General features: G+C 59.9%; 15 protein-coding genes. 12 read left to right on the top strand and 3 right to left on the bottom strand.

Going from position 1 to position 17,161, the window contains the following annotated elements:
• Positions 1-71 precede the first annotated feature (71 nt).
• Together ACCAA_RS18250 and ACCAA_RS18245 are read right to left on the bottom strand one after the other, a co-directional pair.
• Positions 72-1,919, bottom strand: a complete 1,848-nt coding sequence (locus ACCAA_RS18250) for a glutamine--tRNA ligase/YqeY domain fusion protein (protein WP_186408674.1) — start codon at positions 1,917-1,919, stop codon at positions 72-74.
• A 93-nt stretch (positions 1,920-2,012) separates the two neighbouring features.
• Entirely contained in the window at positions 2,013-2,672 is a 660-nt protein-coding gene (locus ACCAA_RS18245; protein ID WP_186408726.1) for a discoidin domain-containing protein, read from the bottom strand.
• A gap of 419 nt (positions 2,673-3,091) precedes the next feature.
• Here ACCAA_RS18245 and aceA point away from each other — a divergent pair, with 419 nt between their 5' ends.
• Complete coding sequence (gene aceA, locus ACCAA_RS18240; RefSeq protein WP_186408673.1) at positions 3,092-4,390, top strand: isocitrate lyase; 1,299 nt, start codon at positions 3,092-3,094, stop codon at positions 4,388-4,390.
• Positions 4,391-5,286: 896 nt separating this feature from the next.
• Here the strand turns inward: aceA and ACCAA_RS18235 are convergent.
• On the bottom strand, positions 5,287-6,186 hold the full coding sequence (locus ACCAA_RS18235) for a LysR family transcriptional regulator (RefSeq protein ID WP_186408672.1): 900 nt from the start codon (positions 6,184-6,186) through the stop codon (positions 5,287-5,289).
• Between the two features lie 117 nt (positions 6,187-6,303).
• Here ACCAA_RS18235 and aceB point away from each other — a divergent pair, with 117 nt between their 5' ends.
• The 11 genes from aceB (at position 6,304) to ACCAA_RS18180 (ending at position 17,130) form a co-directional block, all read left to right on the top strand.
• On the top strand, positions 6,304-7,902 hold the full coding sequence (aceB, locus tag ACCAA_RS18230; protein ID WP_186408671.1) for a malate synthase A: 1,599 nt from the start codon (positions 6,304-6,306) through the stop codon (positions 7,900-7,902).
• Positions 7,903-8,138: 236 nt separating this feature from the next.
• Entirely contained in the window at positions 8,139-8,714 is a 576-nt protein-coding gene (locus ACCAA_RS18225; RefSeq protein ID WP_186408670.1) for a TerD family protein, read from the top strand.
• A gap of 110 nt (positions 8,715-8,824) precedes the next feature.
• Positions 8,825-9,556 (top strand): TIGR00266 family protein, encoded by a 732-nt coding sequence (locus ACCAA_RS18220; protein WP_186408669.1) that lies wholly within the window; start codon positions 8,825-8,827, stop codon positions 9,554-9,556.
• 50 nt (positions 9,557-9,606) lie between these two features.
• Positions 9,607-10,188 carry a TerD family protein gene (locus tag ACCAA_RS18215; protein WP_186408668.1) on the top strand — a complete coding sequence of 194 codons (582 nt, stop codon included), beginning with the start codon at positions 9,607-9,609 and terminating at the stop codon, positions 10,186-10,188.
• A gap of 55 nt (positions 10,189-10,243) precedes the next feature.
• Positions 10,244-11,440, top strand: coding sequence for a phosphoribosyltransferase domain-containing protein (locus tag ACCAA_RS18210; RefSeq protein ID WP_245754664.1), 1,197 nt, complete (start codon positions 10,244-10,246; stop codon positions 11,438-11,440).
• Complete coding sequence (locus tag ACCAA_RS18205) at positions 11,412-12,164, top strand: HAD family hydrolase (RefSeq protein WP_186408667.1); 753 nt, start codon at positions 11,412-11,414, stop codon at positions 12,162-12,164. Before ACCAA_RS18210 ends, ACCAA_RS18205 begins: the two co-directional genes overlap by 29 nt.
• Complete coding sequence (locus ACCAA_RS18200) at positions 12,161-13,252, top strand: cysteine protease StiP family protein (RefSeq protein ID WP_186408666.1); 1,092 nt, start codon at positions 12,161-12,163, stop codon at positions 13,250-13,252. The genes ACCAA_RS18205 and ACCAA_RS18200 overlap by 4 nt, the downstream gene beginning before the upstream one ends.
• A complete protein-coding gene (locus ACCAA_RS18195; protein WP_186408665.1) occupies positions 13,245-14,168 on the top strand; it encodes an HpcH/HpaI aldolase/citrate lyase family protein in 924 nt (307 codons plus the stop codon). The genes ACCAA_RS18200 and ACCAA_RS18195 overlap by 8 nt, the downstream gene beginning before the upstream one ends.
• A gap of 98 nt (positions 14,169-14,266) precedes the next feature.
• Positions 14,267-15,373 (top strand): TerD family protein, encoded by a 1,107-nt coding sequence (locus tag ACCAA_RS18190; protein ID WP_342674069.1) that lies wholly within the window; start codon positions 14,267-14,269, stop codon positions 15,371-15,373.
• An 85-nt stretch (positions 15,374-15,458) separates the two neighbouring features.
• Positions 15,459-16,499, top strand: coding sequence for a DUF475 domain-containing protein (locus ACCAA_RS18185; RefSeq protein ID WP_186408724.1), 1,041 nt, complete (start codon positions 15,459-15,461; stop codon positions 16,497-16,499).
• 4 nt (positions 16,500-16,503) lie between these two features.
• Positions 16,504-17,130 carry an HAD-IB family hydrolase gene (locus tag ACCAA_RS18180; protein WP_186408663.1) on the top strand — a complete coding sequence of 209 codons (627 nt, stop codon included), beginning with the start codon at positions 16,504-16,506 and terminating at the stop codon, positions 17,128-17,130.
• The last annotated feature ends 31 nt before the right edge of the window (positions 17,131-17,161 follow it).

Raw genomic sequence — 17,161 nt, 5'->3', positions numbered from 1 at the left:
GTCCGCACTCTCCGTACTCTCCCCTTGGGGCGCCCTTGTGGCGCCCTTTTTTTCTTGGGATTACCCCGGTTTCATTTCCGTTTTCCGGGCCTGGTGGTCCACGAGTCGCGCAGCGTCACGGTCCGGTTGAAGACCGGCGCACCGTCCTTCGCATCGACACGGTCGGCGACGAAGTAGCCGTGGCGCTCGAACTGGAAGCATTCTTCGGCTCTGGCACTCTTCAGGGCCGGTTCGACCCAGGCCTCGATGACCTGCATGCTGTGCGGATTGAGGTCTTCACGGAAGTCTCGGTCGACGCCTTCGGGGTCGCCTTCTTGCCTGGCGCCGGGCGAGGGAACGGAAAACAGGCGGTCGTACAAACGCACTTCGGCAAGCACGGCATCGGCCACCGAAACCCAGTGCAGGTTGCCCTTGACCTTGTAGTTGTCGGCACCGGCAGTGCCGCTCTTCGAGTCCGGCAGGTAGTCACAATGGACCGCGCGGACGGCGCCACTATCGTCGCAGTCGAAGCCGGTGCAGCGAACGACGTAGCCGTGACGCAGGCGCGCCATGTTGCCGGGGTAGAGGCGATGGTAGCCCTTGCTCGGCTGGGCCATGAAATCGTCGCGCTCGATCCACAGTTCGCGGCCAAAGGGTATCGCGCGCTTGCCCAGCTCGGGTTTGAGCGGATGATTGGGCGCCAAGCATTCTTCACTCTGGCCGGGCGGATAGTTGTCGATAATCACCCTGAGCGGGTCGAGGACGGCAATGCGCCGCTCAGCGGATTCGTTGAGCACCTCGCGCATCGTGTCTTCGAGCAGAGAGTACTCGATCAGCGAATCGGAACGTGAGACGCCAACGCGCTCGGCAAACAGGCGAAAGCCGGCAGCCGGATAGCCGCGGCGGCGCGCGCCGACCAGCGTTGGCAGGCGTGGGTCGTCCCAGCCGGCGACGTGCTTCTCCTCGACAAGCTGGATCAGCTTGCGCTTCGAGAGCACGATGTAAGTCAGGTTCAGGCGCGAGAATTCGATCTGCTGCGGCAGCGGCCGCTGCAACAGCCCACCTTCGGCCAGACGCTCGAGGAGCCAGTCGTAGAAGGGGCGCTGGTCAGCGAATTCGAGCGTGCAGATCGAGTGCGTGATGTTTTCCAGCGCGTCCTCGATCGGGTGGGCGTAGGTGTACATCGGATATACGCACCACTGGTCACCTGTGTTGTGGTGGCTGGCATGGCGGATGCGGTAGATCGCCGGATCGCGCAAATTGATGTTCGCCGCCGCCATGTCGATCTTGGCGCGCAGAACGTGTGCGCCGTCAGGGAACTCGCCTTTTTGCATCCGTTTGAAGAGATCCAGGTTCTCCTCGACGCTGCGCTGGCGAAAAACCGAGTCGGTGCCAGCTTCGGTGAGCGTACCGCGCGTCGCGCGCATCTCTTCGGGGCTCTGGCTTTCGACGTAGGCGTGGCCGCTACGGATCAGATATTCCGCGAACTCGACCATCCAGGCGAAGTAGTCGGAGGCAAAATACAGGTTGTCAGTGGCCTCCAACTCGCCTTCGGAGGCCAGTTCATGCCACGAAAAGCCGAGCCAGCGGACAGAATCGATGATCGAATCGACGTACTCCTGCTCCTCCCGCTCCGGATTGGTGTCATCGAAACGAAGGTGACAGCGACCGCCGTAATCCTGGGCCAGCCCGAAGTTGAGGCAGATCGACTTGGCATGACCAAAGTGCAGGTAGCCGTTTGGCTCGGGAGGAAAGCGGGTGCGGATCGTCGCCGGGTCAAGCGCCCCGGCGAGTTGCTGAGTGGCCGGACCGGGACGGCCCGACCATCTGCGCGCCGCGTGCTTGCCGCTGGCGAGATCACCCTCGATGATGTTGCGGATGAAGTTGGTACTGACGAGTGCTGCTGAACTCGCGGCAGTGCTGGTTGGCTCGTGGCTCACGGTGCAATCCTTGATTCGAGAAGCCTCGCATTTTAACCGGCCACCGTGACAAAACCGTCAGATTTCAGTACCTGAGGGCCCCGCGTCGAAGGATCATGTCGCGGCGCGCCGCTGGCCAGGCTTGCGCTGGCCGACCACCAGTCCGACCAGGCCAAGACTCATCAAGCCGAGGGTTAAGGGTTCCGGAACGGAATTGCCGCTATCAAACCGCACCTCGTCGATGAAGGTCCAGGGGCCGTTGGCCATCGCGGATACGCGCACATAGCGGCCGTCGATGCCGAGATCACTGAGGGTCAGGAAACCGTGTGGGGCGGTGCTATAGGCATTGACGTCGTTGGCCGAGGAAGGCGGTACGATCAGAGAGTCCACCAGAGACCAAATGAGGCCGTCAAGGCTGCTGAAGATATCCAGCGAGGGAAGTGTCACATCAAAAAGCGAGTCCTGGGTCGAGCCGACACGTACGCTGTCGATGTGGCGGGTGGTGCCGAAGTCGAAGTCGATATGCACTGTGGGCTTGGAATACCAGCCAACCCATTCACTGCCAGCGTTCGCAGCCCAACCCGCAGCGCCCAGCACGCCATCGGTCAGCTTGCTTGCGCTGGCGTCGTGGTAACACCAGCTACCGCAGCTGGTAGGCTGATCAAACGTGTAGGAGGCAGGTGTGATGGCCGAAGCGCTGGCTGTGCCTTGGGTGAAAAACAGGGCGCAGCCTGCCAGCGCCAGGGAGAGCTTGTGGAGTTCGATCTTGTTCATGTTCTGGGTCCCAGAAGAAATGTGGATGGATGTCGCCGAACAGCAAGTCGACGGACCGCATGTTCCGGCAAGAAGCCAGGGAACTGAGTGTCAAATGTCACCACCGGATGCATATCCTGCAATTGCCGAGTTACGGTTCTCGGCAATTGTCGTTGTGCCGGCAATAGGCGCGGCATGGGCGGTAGGGATTTCACGCAAGGGAATCTCATTCCGTAACGCGGAACGATGCCAACCCCCCCGTTTCTGGACCACAAAAAATATGTCTTATGTCTTATATAAGACTGTTGCCAACACGGGGAAAGGGTTCTATACTTCACTCCATTGGCCGCCCTGGGTTGCTCGCTGCAGTGGTTCCTGATTCGACTCCGGGGTGTCGCCATGGTCCTAACCGAACTTCATAATTTTTTGGAGAGTAAATCGTGAGCACGAGAGAACAGCAGATCGCCGAACTGGAAAAAGACTGGGCGGAAAACCCCCGCTGGAAGGGCATCAAGCGGGGTTACTCCGCGGCCGATGTCGTCCGCCTGCGTGGTTCCTTCCCGATCGAATACACCGTCGCGCGCCGCGGCGCCGAGAAGCTGTGGGATCTGGTCAATAGCGAGCCTTACGTTAACTGCCTCGGTGCGCTGACCGGTGGTCAGGCGATGCAGCAGGTCAAGGCTGGCGTCAAGGCGATCTATCTGTCGGGTTGGCAAGTTGCCGCTGACAACAACTCGTATGCCGCCATGTACCCCGACCAGTCGCTGTATCCAGTCGATTCGGTACCGAAGGTCGTCGAGCGGATCAATAACTCCTTCCGTCGTGCTGACGAAATTCAGTTCTCCAAGCACATCGACGCCGGCGACAAGGGCTACATCGACTACTTCGCGCCGATCGTGGCTGACGCAGAAGCGGGTTTTGGCGGCGTGCTGAACGCTTTTGAACTGATGAAGGCGATGATTCGCGCCGGGGCTGCCGGTGTGCACTGGGAAGACCAGCTCGCCTCGGTCAAGAAGTGCGGCCACATGGGTGGCAAGGTGCTGGTGCCGACGCAGGAGGCTGTCCAGAAGCTGATTGCCGCGCGCTTCGCCGCCGACGTCTGCGGCGTGCCGACGCTGGTCATTGCCCGTACGGATGCCGAAGCGGCTGACCTGCTGACTTCTGACTGCGACGCCAACGACACGCCTTTCGTCACTGGCGAACGGACCGCTGAGGGCTTCTACAAGACCAAAAAGGGTCTCCAGCAGGCGATCTCACGCGCCGTGGCCTACGCCGAATACGCCGATCTCGTGTGGTGTGAAACCGGCACCCCGGATCTCGAATTTGCTCGCCAGTTTGCCGAAGCCGTACGCGCCAAGCACCCCGGGAAGATGCTGGCCTACAACTGTTCGCCGTCGTTCAACTGGAAGAAAAACCTCGACGACGCGACGATCGCCACGTTCCAGAAAGACCTCGGCGCCATGGGCTACAAGTACCAGTTCATCACCCTGGCCGGGATCCACAACATGTGGTATCACATGTTCGATCTGGCGCAGGACTACGTCGCGCGTGGCATGACCGCTTACGTCGAAAAAGTGCAGGAGCCGGAATTCGCGGCGCGTGACCGTGGCTACAGCTTCGTCTCGCACCAGCAGGAAGTCGGTACCGGCTACTTCGACGAAGTCACCACCGTTATTCAGGGCGGTGCATCGTCGGTCACCGCGCTGACGGGTTCGACCGAAGAAGAGCAGTTCCACTAAGCGGCTCGACGCCATCGGACAAGCCGCGCTCTGGCGCGGCTTTTTTTTGCTCGAAGGCGTGCCGTCGTTGTACCTGGTCGCAGCCATTCCGCGAAGCGAGCCGATGGCCGGGGCGAGACTCATGCAGCCGGAGCAGATCGACCCGCGAGACGTGAATCGCCTTCTCGACGGCAGCGGCCACACGCGCCCCGCTGGCTGAGCGCCCGTCCGTCGAACGAGTAGTCGCTGCAACGTGGTCACGCGCACGACCATAAGCCAGGGCACAAGCCATTTGTCGAATAGATTCCGCTTATAATTGAGTGGTCAGTAGTGTCTTGGTACCTCCCCGCCAGGCTTCGCGTGGTGCGGCGCGGCACAGCACTTCGCGGGCTCCTTCTTGGTGGTGGGAGACCGGTGCCGCCAGCGAATGGTGGGCGCGAAAGATCGCGTCCGAACGACCGGAATGATTGAAAACAGGAAAAACGTCACTGATGACCCGGTGGATTGAAGCAATAATTTTCGTTATAGCAATCCGCTAACCAACCGTCATCACTCACCCGGTCAAGCCCATGAACACGAAAGTCTGCGTCAAGTGCAAGCAAGAGAAGACTGTGCTGGAGTTCCACAAGAACTCGCGCAGCTCTGATGGCCTTCATTCGTATTGCAAGGACTGCAATCGGGCTCAGGCGCTGGCGCACATCAGGGCTGAGAAAACCAGGAAAGCCCTGCTGCGAGCCGCGAAGAAAGCTGCGGTGTGTGTCGAGCAGTGAGCAGCAGGTCGGCAGGACCGCGACCGCTCTGTGTGGCAAACGCCGCTCCACCCCGGCTGAAAGTCGGCGTGTGTCGCCGACGCAGAAGCCAGCACTGGGCAGAATTGCTCTCCCGATGCTGGCACATCGCCACCGGCGGCCCCTCGGTCACGGCGCCCAATACTGTGGGTCGCCAAAAGTGGTCTTCAGCTGATCAATGAACAACCGGACGCGCAACGGCAAATGCCGGCGCTGGGGGAATACGGCATAGATGCCCACTGGTGGTGTGGCATAGTCGTCGAGCAAGGAAATCAGCCGCCCACGCCGTAAATCGTCGCCCACCTCCCACAACGATCGCCAGGCCAGGCCCTTGCCGGCCAGTGCCCATTCGTGCAGAACTGCGCCATCGTTGCACTCGAAGGTCCCCGACACCTTGCGGTTGGCCGCCTCACCGCCAGGCACTTCGCTCAGCGTCCAGCCACGCTGCTGGTCAAGAGACAGACAGTTGTGGCGCGACAAATCGCCGGGGGTGCGTGGTGTACCGTAGCGCTCAAGGTAGGCCGGACTGGCGACGACCAGACGGCGCATGTCGCCAAGTTTGCTGCCGGCCAGACTGGAATCGGGCATTTCGCCGATCCGCACGGCACAGTCAACGCCCTCGTTGTGCAGGTCGACCAGGCGATCGGTCAGATCCAGCCGCACGGTGACCTCCGGATTGGCATCCATGAAGGCGGCCACCTGCGGCGCGACGTGCCTGCGCCCGAAGCCGGCCGGTGCCGACACCCTGAGGTGACCGCTGGCACGGACGCCGCCAAGTGAAACCGCCACCTCGGCATTGGCCAGATCGTTGAGTATCCGCTGGCAGTCTTCCAGGAAGGCCTGTCCCTCGAAGGTCAGCGAAAGCTTTCGCGTCGTGCGCAGGAGCAACTTTACTCCGAGGCGCGTTTCAAGGGCATCCAGCCGACGCCCGATCACCGCCGGCGTCACGGACTGGCGCTTTGCCGCCGCCGAGAGGCTGCCGCGCGTCGCTGCCTCGACGAAGGCCTGGAGTTGTTTGATCTGATCCATCGGGCCTATTCGATACCTGGAGTAAAAGATACTTTGAGTTTATTCGCTCTTATCTTCCACTGCAGCATTCAATATAATTCTCGCACCGCACCCTAACCCATCGCCAGGAGCCACCTCATGAGCCTGAACCTGCCCGCCGGTATGCAAATCAACGCGCCGATCCAACCCGGTTACGAAACCATTCTCACCGCTGATGCACTGGCTCTGGTGGCCAAACTGCACCGCGCCTTCGAAGGTCGCCGGCAGGAACTTCTGCAGGCCCGCGTGGCCCGTCAGGCGCGCATCGATGCGGGCGAAATGCCCGACTTTCTGCCTGAAACAAAGCACATTCGTGACGGCGACTGGCGCATTGCGCCCTTGCCCAAGGCTCTGGAACGCCGTCGCACCGAAATCACCGGCCCGGTCGAAGCCAAGATGATCATCAACGCCTACAACTCGGGCGCCGACTCGTACATGAGCGATTTCGAGGACTCGAACAGCCCGAAGTGGGACAACCAGATCCAGGGTCAGGTCAACCTGTACAAGGCCATCCGCCGCCAGCTCTCGTTCACCAATGAAGCCGGCAAGGAATACACGCTCAACGAAAAGATCGCCACGCTGCAGATTCGTCCGCGCGGCTGGCACCTCGATGAGAAGCACGTAACCGTCGACGGCCAACGCGTTTCCGGCGGCATTTTCGACTTCGCTCTGGTCCTTTTCCACAACGCAAAGGAGCAGGTCGCGCGCGGCGATGGCCCGTTCTTCTACCTGCCGAAAATGGAATCGCATCTCGAAGCGCGCCTGTGGAACGACGTCTTCGTCATGGCCCAGGAACTCATCGGCCTGCCGCAGGGAACGATCAAGGCGACCGTTCTCGTCGAAACAATCCTCGCCACCTTCGAGATGGAGGAAATCCTGTACGAACTGCGTGAGCACTCCGCCGGTCTCAACGCCGGCCGCTGGGACTACATCTTTTCCTGTATCAAGAAGTTCAAGAAGAACGCCGACTTCTGCCTCGCCAATCGCGGTGCGATCACCATGGAAGTCCCCTTCATGCGCAGCTATGCCCTGCAACTGGTCAAGATCTGCCACAAGCGAGGGGCTCCGGCGATGGGCGGCATGAGCGCGCTGATTCCGATCAAGAACGATCCGGTGGCCAACGAAAAAGCGCTGGCCGGCATCCGTCACGACAAGACTCGCGACGCCAACGACGGCTTCGACGGCGGTTGGGTGGCCCACCCCGGACTGGTCGCGATCGCTGGCGAGGAGTTCCAGAAGGTGCTCGGCGAGCGCCCGAACCAATGGGAAAAGCAGCGCGACGAAACCTTCACCGCTGCTGACTTTCTCAACTTCCAGCCCGCGCAACCGATTACCGAAGCCGGCGTACGCAACAACATCAACGTCGGCATCCACTACCTCGGCAGTTGGCTCACCGGCAACGGCTGCGTGCCGATCCACAACCTGATGGAAGACGCCGCCACTGCCGAGATCTCTCGTTCGCAAGTCTGGCAGTGGGTCGTCTCACCGAAAGGAGTGCTCGATGACGGCCGCAAGGTCACCGCCGAGATGGTCCGTGGCATGATCGCCGAGGAACTGGTCAAGGTGAAGGCCACGGTCACCGCGCAGGGTGAAGATACCGCCAGCTACGATCAGGCGGCGGTGATTTTCGACAAGATGTCGCTGACACCCGAGTACCCCGAGTTCCTGACCCTGCCGCTGTACGAGGCCATGGACTGAAGTCGCCTGTCGGTTGCCATGGACAGAAAGAGGCCTTGCGCACGCACGTCAAGTTGGCTATCGTGGGGTACCGATCAAGGTTCGCCGTCTGCCAGCGGCGCCTTCATTGACGTATCTACCGTTCAGGCGTGATCTTGGCGGGTTTGAATGGAGACGAGTGTCCACAGCAGTCGCGAGCTTACAAGACAAACGATCTGTCGGGCGTATGTTCACCTTTTTCTCAAGGAGCATCATTCATGGCAATCAGTCTGCAAAAAGGCGGTAACGTCAATCTGAGCAAAGAAGCACCTTCCCTCAGGAAGCTGGTGATCGGGCTCGGTTGGGATCCGCGCGCAACGGATGGCGCCGGCTTCGATCTCGATGGCAGTGCCTTCATGCTGAAGGCGGATGGCAAGGTTCGCTCCGACGCCGACTTCATTTTCTACAACAACCTTAAATCCACCGACGGATCGGTCACCCACGGAGGCGACAATACCAGTGGCGCCGGTGAAGGCGACGACGAAAAGATCATGGTCGACCTGTCGATGGTTCCGCCTGACGTCGACAGAATCGCGGTCGGCGTCACCATTCACGAGGCCGATTCGCGCAAGCAGAACTTCGGCATGGTCGGCAGGGCCTACATCCGCTGCCTTGACGCCAATGGCGACAAGGAGATTGCACGCTACGACCTGTCGGAAGATAGTTCGACTGAAACGGCGATGATTTTCGGCGAGATCTATCGCGCTGGCGCTGAATGGAAATTCAAGGCCGTTGGCCAGGGCTTCGCGGGTGGCCTCGGCCCTCTCGCACGGTCGTTCGGCATCAACGCCTGACCAAACTTCCGGGGTGTCTGAATCCGGCATCCCGGAATGGCTCACTCGGACGAGCCACCTCGTCCCCGGGTAATTTTCTTTTCAGCGCCAGGAATACGGGAATACGCGACATGACAGTGTTTACCTCAACCGGCGATGTTGACCCATTTCTTCACGTCGCACTGCGTAGAGGCGACAAAATCTATTGCGAATCCGATGCAATGGTAATGATGGAGGCGACCCTTGATCTCAAAGGGCGCATGAGCGGGGGTATCGGTAGCGCCATCATGCGCCGTTTTGCCAATGGCGAGTCGTTCTTCCAGCAGCACATCGAAGCGGTCCGTGGCGATGGCGATTGCCTTCTGTCGCCGGTGTTGCCCGGCGCTCTGGAGATTCTCGACGTTGGTACTCGGCAGTACTTGTTGAGCGACGGAGCATTCGTCGCCGCGACATCGGGCACGGAAATGAAGGTGCGCATGCAGAACATCGCGAATGCCCTGTTTGCGCAGTCCGGCGGTTTTTTCGTGATGGAAACCTCTGGTACCGGTCAGGTGGTGGTGTCCGGTTTTGGCTCGATGTTCCAACTCGAAGTCATCCCCGGCAAGGATGTGATCATCGACAATTCCCATGTGGTGTGCTGGGACAGTACCCTGCATTACGAGATTTCCGTGACCACCAGTAGCAGTGCCAGTAGTGGCGGACTGGGTGGGATGATTGGCAACCTGGTCAACAGCGTCACCAGTGGCGAAGGCGTCGTGCTGCGGTTCAGTGGCTCGGGCAAGGTTTTTGTGTGTTCGCGCAATCGCGATGCGTTTGTCGAATGGATGAAGAAAGAGGTGTCCGGCAGCAAGACCAGTCGATAAACTTAGCCGACGTCAGGTAATCAACGACTCAATCAATTAAGGAGAACGGCATGCCGATCAGCCTGCAAAAAGGGCAAAAGATATCCCTCGACAAGGAGGCCGGTGTCCCCCTGACCAGGATAATCATGGGCCTTGCCTGGGATGCAGTGAAGTCCAAGGGCTTCCTCGGCTTTGGCGGCAAGACACCGGACATCGATCTTGATGCGTCATGCATAATGTTCGACGAACAGGGCAAACAGACCGACGCCGTGTGGTTTCGGCAGTTGAAGTCCAAGGATGGTTCGGTCGTTCACACTGGAGACAATCTTACCGGCGCAGGAGACGGCGATGATGAGCAGATCATCGTCGACCTGACGAGAGTACCCGCCAATGTCAAGAGCCTGGTGTTCACAGTCAACAGCTTCACCGGCCAGGATTTCTCGAAAATCGCCAACGCCAGCTGTCGCATCGTCAATGGCAGCGACAACAAGGAAGTGGCACGTTTCGACCTGTCGGCGTTGGGGTCGCACAACGCGCAGATCATGGCCAAAGTCTACCGCCATGGTGGCGAGTGGAAAATGCATGCGATCGGCGAAACCGGCAGTGGCCGCACCTTCGCTGAACTGTTGCCGCAGATTACCCCACACCTTTGAGGTGTTCATCATTCGCCTGGCCTTCAGTCCGGTTTAATACGACCTTCTGTTAAGCGTGGTCATAAAGGACCCGAAAGGCACCCTGGCGGAAGCGCGGACCGTCATCCTGCCGACCGGCCAGCTCGAGGTCAGGGCCGCCGCCGGTCGGTTCAGCCTGGATGAACTCGTCGGTTTTGCGGCGCGTGCCAACACCAAACGAGGCTTCCTCTTCCTGAGCAAGGTCCTGGGCAAGCACTGGCCGGTGACGCCGCAGTCGATGCGCGAAATTCACCTCGAACTGGCGGCTCGCGTACCGACCAATCTGCCGGGGCCGCTGCTCTTCGTCGCGATGGCCGAAACAGCAATCGGCCTGGGTCAGGGTGTTTTTGAAGCGTACCAGGCTGCCTGTCCGGAACGTGCGGCACTGTTCCTGCATACCTCGCGGTATCGCGTCGGTGACGCACCGATCATCGAGTTCGAAGAAGCCCATAGCCACGCGCCGCGACAGATTCTGCATCAGCCGACCGATGCCGCCCTACGTGATCTTTTCCTCACCGCCCGCTCGCTGGTGCTGGTCGATGATGAAATCAGCACGGGCAACACCTTCCTCAATCTGATCGCTGCCTACCGCGCGCTCAACCCGGTGATCAACCGCGTGCATCTGGCAACGATCACCAACTTCATGGGCCGGACCACAGATGCTGCGTTGCGGCGGCGATTCGGTGTCGGCGTGACGATCGGCGCGGCGCTCAGCGGTGAATTCACCTTCACCGTCGGCAAAATGCCGTTGGTAGCGGGCGCCGCCCAGTGCTTCGCCGCCGCCACCGAGAGTGGAGCAAGCGCTGCTTTTGGCAGGCTGGGCATCGATCGTTCCCTATCCGTGCCGACTGAGCTGATCGAAGGTCTGCTCGATACGATCCGCCCAAGCGAGCACACGCTGGTCCTTGGTAGCGGTGAATTCATGCACATGGCGTTTTTGCTGGCCCGCCGACTTGAGGAACAGGGTCTCGACGTAGTGGTTCAATCGACAACCCGTTCTCCGATCCTGCAGTGGGGCGCCGTCAGTCACACGCTGACCTTCCCCGACACCTACGGCGAAGGTGTGGCAAATTTCGTCTATAACGTCGCGCCCGGCCGCTACGACCACGTGTTGGTATGCCACGAGACGCCAGCCAATGCAGCTTTGCATCGACTCGCCAATGCGCTTGGCGGTCGGCTGTTCCATTTTCTTTCCGAGAACGCTGTTGAAGAAATTCCTGTTCGTCGACCTTGACGACACCCTCTTCCAGACGCCCGGCAAATGTGCCAGTGAAGCCGACCTGCGCCCTGCTGCGTCCTTGACAGACGGGTCCCCCTGTTCGTTCACGACTTCCCGACAGCGCGCTTTCTTCGAGTTGATGAACCGTGACATGACCTTGATCCCGGCGACGGCGCGTAATCGCGACGCCATGAATCGGGTCGCTCTGCCGTTCTCCAGTTATGCCATCATTGATTTTGGTGGGGTCGTCCTGGAGCCGGACGGGGCAGTCGATGCCGCCTGGCTCGCTACGATGCGAGTGGACATGGCGGGCGCGCTCGACGGCTTGCACGAGGCGATGGAGGTCATCGACAGTTACTCGAAGCGCGCCGGACTGCAAGGTCGGGCGCGGCTGATCGAAGATTTCTCGACCCCTTTTTACATCGTCCTCAAAGACCCCGAGAAGAAAGCCGAGCGCCTCGAGCAGGTGGACCGCGAGGCCGTCACACCGTGGCTTGAGACGGCGGGCCGGGATTTTTTCATCCATCGCAACGGCAACAATCTGGCGGTGCTGCCCAGGACGCTGAACAAGGCGCGCGCCGTAGAGCACCTGCGCCGGCGACTGGCCGATGAACACGGCGAAATCATGACCCTGGGAATGGGCGACAGCAGGTCGGATGCGCGCTTCATGGCCGCCTGCGACTACGCGATCATTCCCCGGGGTAGCCAGCTTGCGGCCCTGATGGTGGCTGCGTCATGAGTTTCTGCGGCAGCTATCGCCAGGGCGACGTCAGTTTTCTGCTCAAGCGTCTGGCGCAGCCGCCCTTGATTGACATCGTGAGCAAGGAAAGGTTGATCCAGTCCGGTGCGCGGCACTATAGCGAAATGCTCTCGCCGGAAGCGCTGCCGTCATCGCGCTACCTGAAGCTGTTCAAGGACGCTTGCGCCGCCAATCGTCAGCAGATGGCGGGGGATTGCCTGTCGCTGGCAGCGCTGATTGCCGCACGGCGTCACGGCGCTGTTACGCTGGTTTCGCTGGTTCGTGCCGGGACGCCGGTTGGTGTCATTCTCAGGCATCTCCTGCAGAGCGTGATGGGCCGCCAGGTGGTCCACTATTCGCTGTCGATCATTCGCGACCGCGGCATCGACGAAGTAGCGCTACAGCATATTCTGGAACAGGGCCATGCCCCGGAATCGATCGTCTTCATCGACGGGTGGACCGGTAAAGGGGTGATCTCACGCGAGCTTGCGCGGGCAACGTCCGACTTCAACCGACGCCACGGCGTGGCAATCGACAGCGGCCTGTACGTGCTGTCAGACCTCGCCGGGACGGCCGCGTGTGCGGCGTCGGCTATCGACTACCTGATTCCGTCGGGTATTCTCAATGCCACCGTCTCGGGATTGGTCAGCCGCTCGGTGCTGAACGAGTCGATCGGCGCCGGTGATTTTCACGGTTGCGTCTACTATGATATGTTCGAACCCTACGATCTATCGCGCCAGTTTGCCGACGGAATGATCGCCGAGGGCATCGCACAGGCCGCAGGGGCTGGTATCCGAGAAGCTTTGCCGATCGATCACCGCAAGCTGGCAGCCGTCTCCACTGAGTATCTCCTGGCAACGATGGCACAGCATGGGCTGAGTGATCCGAACCTGGTCAAACCCGGTATCGGCGAAGCGACCCGCGTGCTCTTGCGCAGGGTGCCGCGGCTGTTGATCGTGCGCGACGCCGATGCGCCGGATGTCGCGCACCTGAAAGCCCTCGCGACAGAGAAATCGGTGTCCTTGATCGTCGACCCACACTTGCCCTACCAAGCGGTATCGCTTATCAGGAGTGCCCTGGATGGCTAATACAAGAACGCTCGGCGCCTCGCTGTACGTCCCGGCAACGCACCAGGCCTTGCAGCAGATCGCCGATGGCGTATTGCTCGGGGATCTGCGCTCGGTGATCTTTTGTACCGAAGATGCGGTCGCTGATCATGATCTGAGTTACGCCCTGTTCAATCTGTCGCTGACGCTGCAACAGATGATCGAGCTGCCAGCCACGCAACGTTTCGTTCGTGTCCGTAACCCGGACGTAATGAAGCGAGTGCTGGCGATGCCGGGTTCGGAAAAGCTCACTGGCTTTGTCCTGCCGAAGGCGACCCGGCACAACTTCGACGCCTATTTCAGACAGGTTCGCCACACCCACCACCTGCTGATGCCGACGCTCGAGACGGCCGAGGTTTTTGACGAAGCGGAGATGAAGCTGTTTCGTCAATGTCTGGAGCGGCCTGGCGTGCGTGATCGCATTCTGGCACTGCGTATTGGTGGCAACGACCTGCTGGCGCTGCTGGGCTTGCGGCGACCTCGCCAGATGACCATTTACCGGACGCCGCTCGGACCCGTCATTGGCAAGCTGGTGACGACCTTTCGCCCTTACGGTTTTGTGCTGACGGGGCCGGTGTTCGAACATCTGGACACGCCGGCGCTGCTGGCGCAGGAAGTGGAAGAAGATCTGGCACACGGCATGGTCGGCAAGACTGCGATTCATCCGAGCCAGATCGCACTTATCGAGCAACACTATCGCGTAGCACGCCCCGATGTCGAAATGGCGCTACGGATCATCGATGAAGCGAGCCCGGCAGTCTTCAAAATGCACAACTCAATGTGTGAGGTCGCTACCCATCGTGCCTGGGCACATCGCGTCGTCGAGCAGGCGAGGGTTTTTGGCTTGCATCATACGGGTCAAGCGATTGATGCGGTCACTGATGAACATGAGGGTTGAGGATAATGACTGATTTTGCGCGTGGACAGAAGGGAAGACTGGCTGACATGGGATGCCAGGGCGCGTTTCCGATCGTGCTGAAACTTGCGGCGCAAGGAATGGACGTCGATATAGCCTGTTTCGGTCTCGATGCCAACGCTCAGTTGTCCGACGACCGCTACATGGTCTTTTTCAACCAGAAATCCTCCCCCGGCGGCGGCGTGGTGCTGGCCATCGGCGATGGTCAATCGACCTTCACGATCGATGTATCGCGCTTGCCGGATTCGATTCACAAGCTGGTTTTTGCGGCGTCGATTGGCGGCGAAGGAACGATGTGCAAGCTCGGTACGAGCTCGATGCGCCTGGGCAGCACGACCTTCAGTTTTTCTGGTGCCGATTTCCAGGATGAAAAGGCCGTCATCGTTGGAGAAGTGTACAAGCGCGATGGCCAATGGCGTTTTGGTGCGGTCGGTCAGGGGTTCAGCGGCGGACTATCGGCGCTTCTCAGGCATTTCGGCGGTACCGAGGTGGAGGGGACACCGGCACCACCAGTCGTTCCGGAGCCAAAAAAAGTGTCGCTCTCCAAGATCACCCTTGAGAAGCGAGGCGACAGGGTCTCGCTCGCTAAAGCCAGCGGACAGGGCTTTGGTCGCATTCGCGTCAACCTCAACTGGAATCAGGCCTCGCTGCCTGTCGCGGAGTCGAAAGGTTTCTTCAACAAGCTGCTCGGCAAGGAGCAGCCACCTCGTGGCATCGACCTTGATTTGGGGTGTTTTTTTGAACTGAGCAACGGTAGCCCGGGGGGGGTGCAGGCACTCGGCAACAGTTGGGGAAGCTTTGACAGGCCGCCCTTCATCCATCTCGAAGGCGATGATCGCTCCGGCGCCAGCGGCGACGGAGAGAATCTGTTCATCAACGGTGACCGCTTCGATCAGATCAAGCGTATTCTGATCTTCACCTTCATTTATGACGGCGCGCCGAACTGGGCGGTGACCAATGGTGTGGTGACCATCGAGGTGCCCGGTCGGGCGCCGGTGGAAGTCAGGCTAGACAACGGCACCGATGCATCGATGTGCGCGATTGCGATGATCGAGAACAGCGGCGGCAATCTGCAGGTAACCAAGCTGGTCGAGTACTTCAGTCAGGCGGGAAGTGTAAGCACGCACAAACTGGTGAATGATCGATTCGGCTTCGGGCTGCGATTCGCTGCCGGGTCGAAGGACTGATCGCCGCCGGAACCGCGTTGATTACCTTTTCCCTGACTGGAAAATTTTTTGCCGAAAGAATATCGGCAACTATAACGGAGAAAAAATGAAGCATTTTCGGGTGTCATTCGCCGTGACGGTCATCTGCCTGGCATTGGCGGGCTATTGGGGGGCGAAAAATGGCATGGGCGTTGTTCCTGCTGTCGTTCTGGCGATCATTCTGGGAGTGATGGAAGTCAGCTTGTCATTTGACAACGCAGTGGTCAATGCGTCGGTGATCAAGGATATGGATGAGAAGTGGCAGCAGATCTTCCTGACCGTCGGGATTTTGATTGCTGTTTTCGGCATGCGGCTGTTTTTTCCGATCCTGATCGTCTCAATAGCCACCGGACTCGGCTTCCTCAACGTCGCGACGATGGCTCTCGACACCCCCGATGTGTATGCCAGACACCTGCAGGGCAGCTACACCGGCATTGCCGCTTTTGGCGGAATCTTCCTGCTGCTGGTCTTTCTCTCGTTTCTCTTCGACGCCGGGCGGGAACTGCACTGGCTGGGGAAAATTGAAGAAAAACTGGCTTCGCTGGGCAAGATCGACTCCATCGGCATCATGGTGGCGCTGATCGTGCTGTTCGCGATGCAGTACTACCTGCCCGTCGATGACGCATCTCGCCTGACGATACTCATTGCCGGGATCGGCGGGGTTGTTCTGTACACGATCGTCAGCAGTCTCGACGGCTTTTTCGAGGATGAGGAGGCTGGCGGGGCGGCGGTGGCGGCAGGAAAACGCAACGGCGTTGCGGGTTTTCTTTACCTGGAGGTGCTGGACGCCTCGTTTTCTTTTGATGGCGTCATCGGTGCGTTTGCGATCACGCGTGACGTGGTGATCATCATGCTCGGCCTGGCCATCGGGGCAATGTTCGTTCGCTCCCTGACCGTGTATCTCGTTCGGAAAGGCACGCTCGATGAGTTTGTTTTTCTTGAGCACGGTGCCCACTACGCGATCGGTGCGCTTGCGCTGATCATGCTCGCAGGTATTGTCTACCACGTCTCGGAAGTGGTGACTGGCTTGATCGGCGTCGGGTTCATTGTCCTGGCGCTGATTTCATCGATCAAATATAAACGCAGGCTGGCCTCGCGCTCAGCCTGAAGCCATGATAGAGAATGGACGCCAGGTCGTCGCGGCCTTCGACTTCGATGTGACGATCACGACGAGAGACACCTTCCTTCCCTTCCTGACCACGGCGTTCGGCGGGAATGCGGTCGCGATGAAGCTCTTTTGTCTTGCGCCAGAGGCCGCGAAGGTGGCTTTGGGTCTGTCGAACAGGGATCATTTCAAGGAGCGGTTGGTGCGCTCGTTGTTCATGGGCCAGTCCGTAGAGCGCTTGCGCGGCGTCGGCCGGGAACATGCGGCTGAAATCCTGCGCTGGGTCAGGCCCGCCGCTCGTGAGAGGATTGACTGGCACAAGGGAAGAGGAGACCGGCTGGTAATGGTAAGTGCTTCGCTCGATCTCTACCTGGAACCAACGGCCGCGGCGCTGGGCTTCGACGACCTGCTGTGCACGAGCCCGTCGGCCAATCACCTGGTCTTCGACGGCGGCCTCGCGGGGAAGAACTGCCGAGGCCCGGAAAAAGTCAGCCGTTTGCGGAATCTACTGGGAAACCTTGCCGATTTCGAGATCTACGCCTATGGTGACTCGGCGGGCGATCGCGAACTGCTGGAAAAGGCGGATCACGCCTACTTCCGAGTCTTCGAACCCAATTTATCGCAGTCACGATAAGGGGCATTGCAGGGGCATAAGGCAGAGCAAA

It is taken from the genome of Candidatus Accumulibacter aalborgensis, assembly GCF_900089955.1.
GTDB lineage: Bacteria > Pseudomonadota > Gammaproteobacteria > Burkholderiales > Rhodocyclaceae > Accumulibacter > Accumulibacter aalborgensis.
Note: the sequence above shows the minus strand (reverse complement) of the source record. Positions and strands in the feature narration are given on the sequence as shown.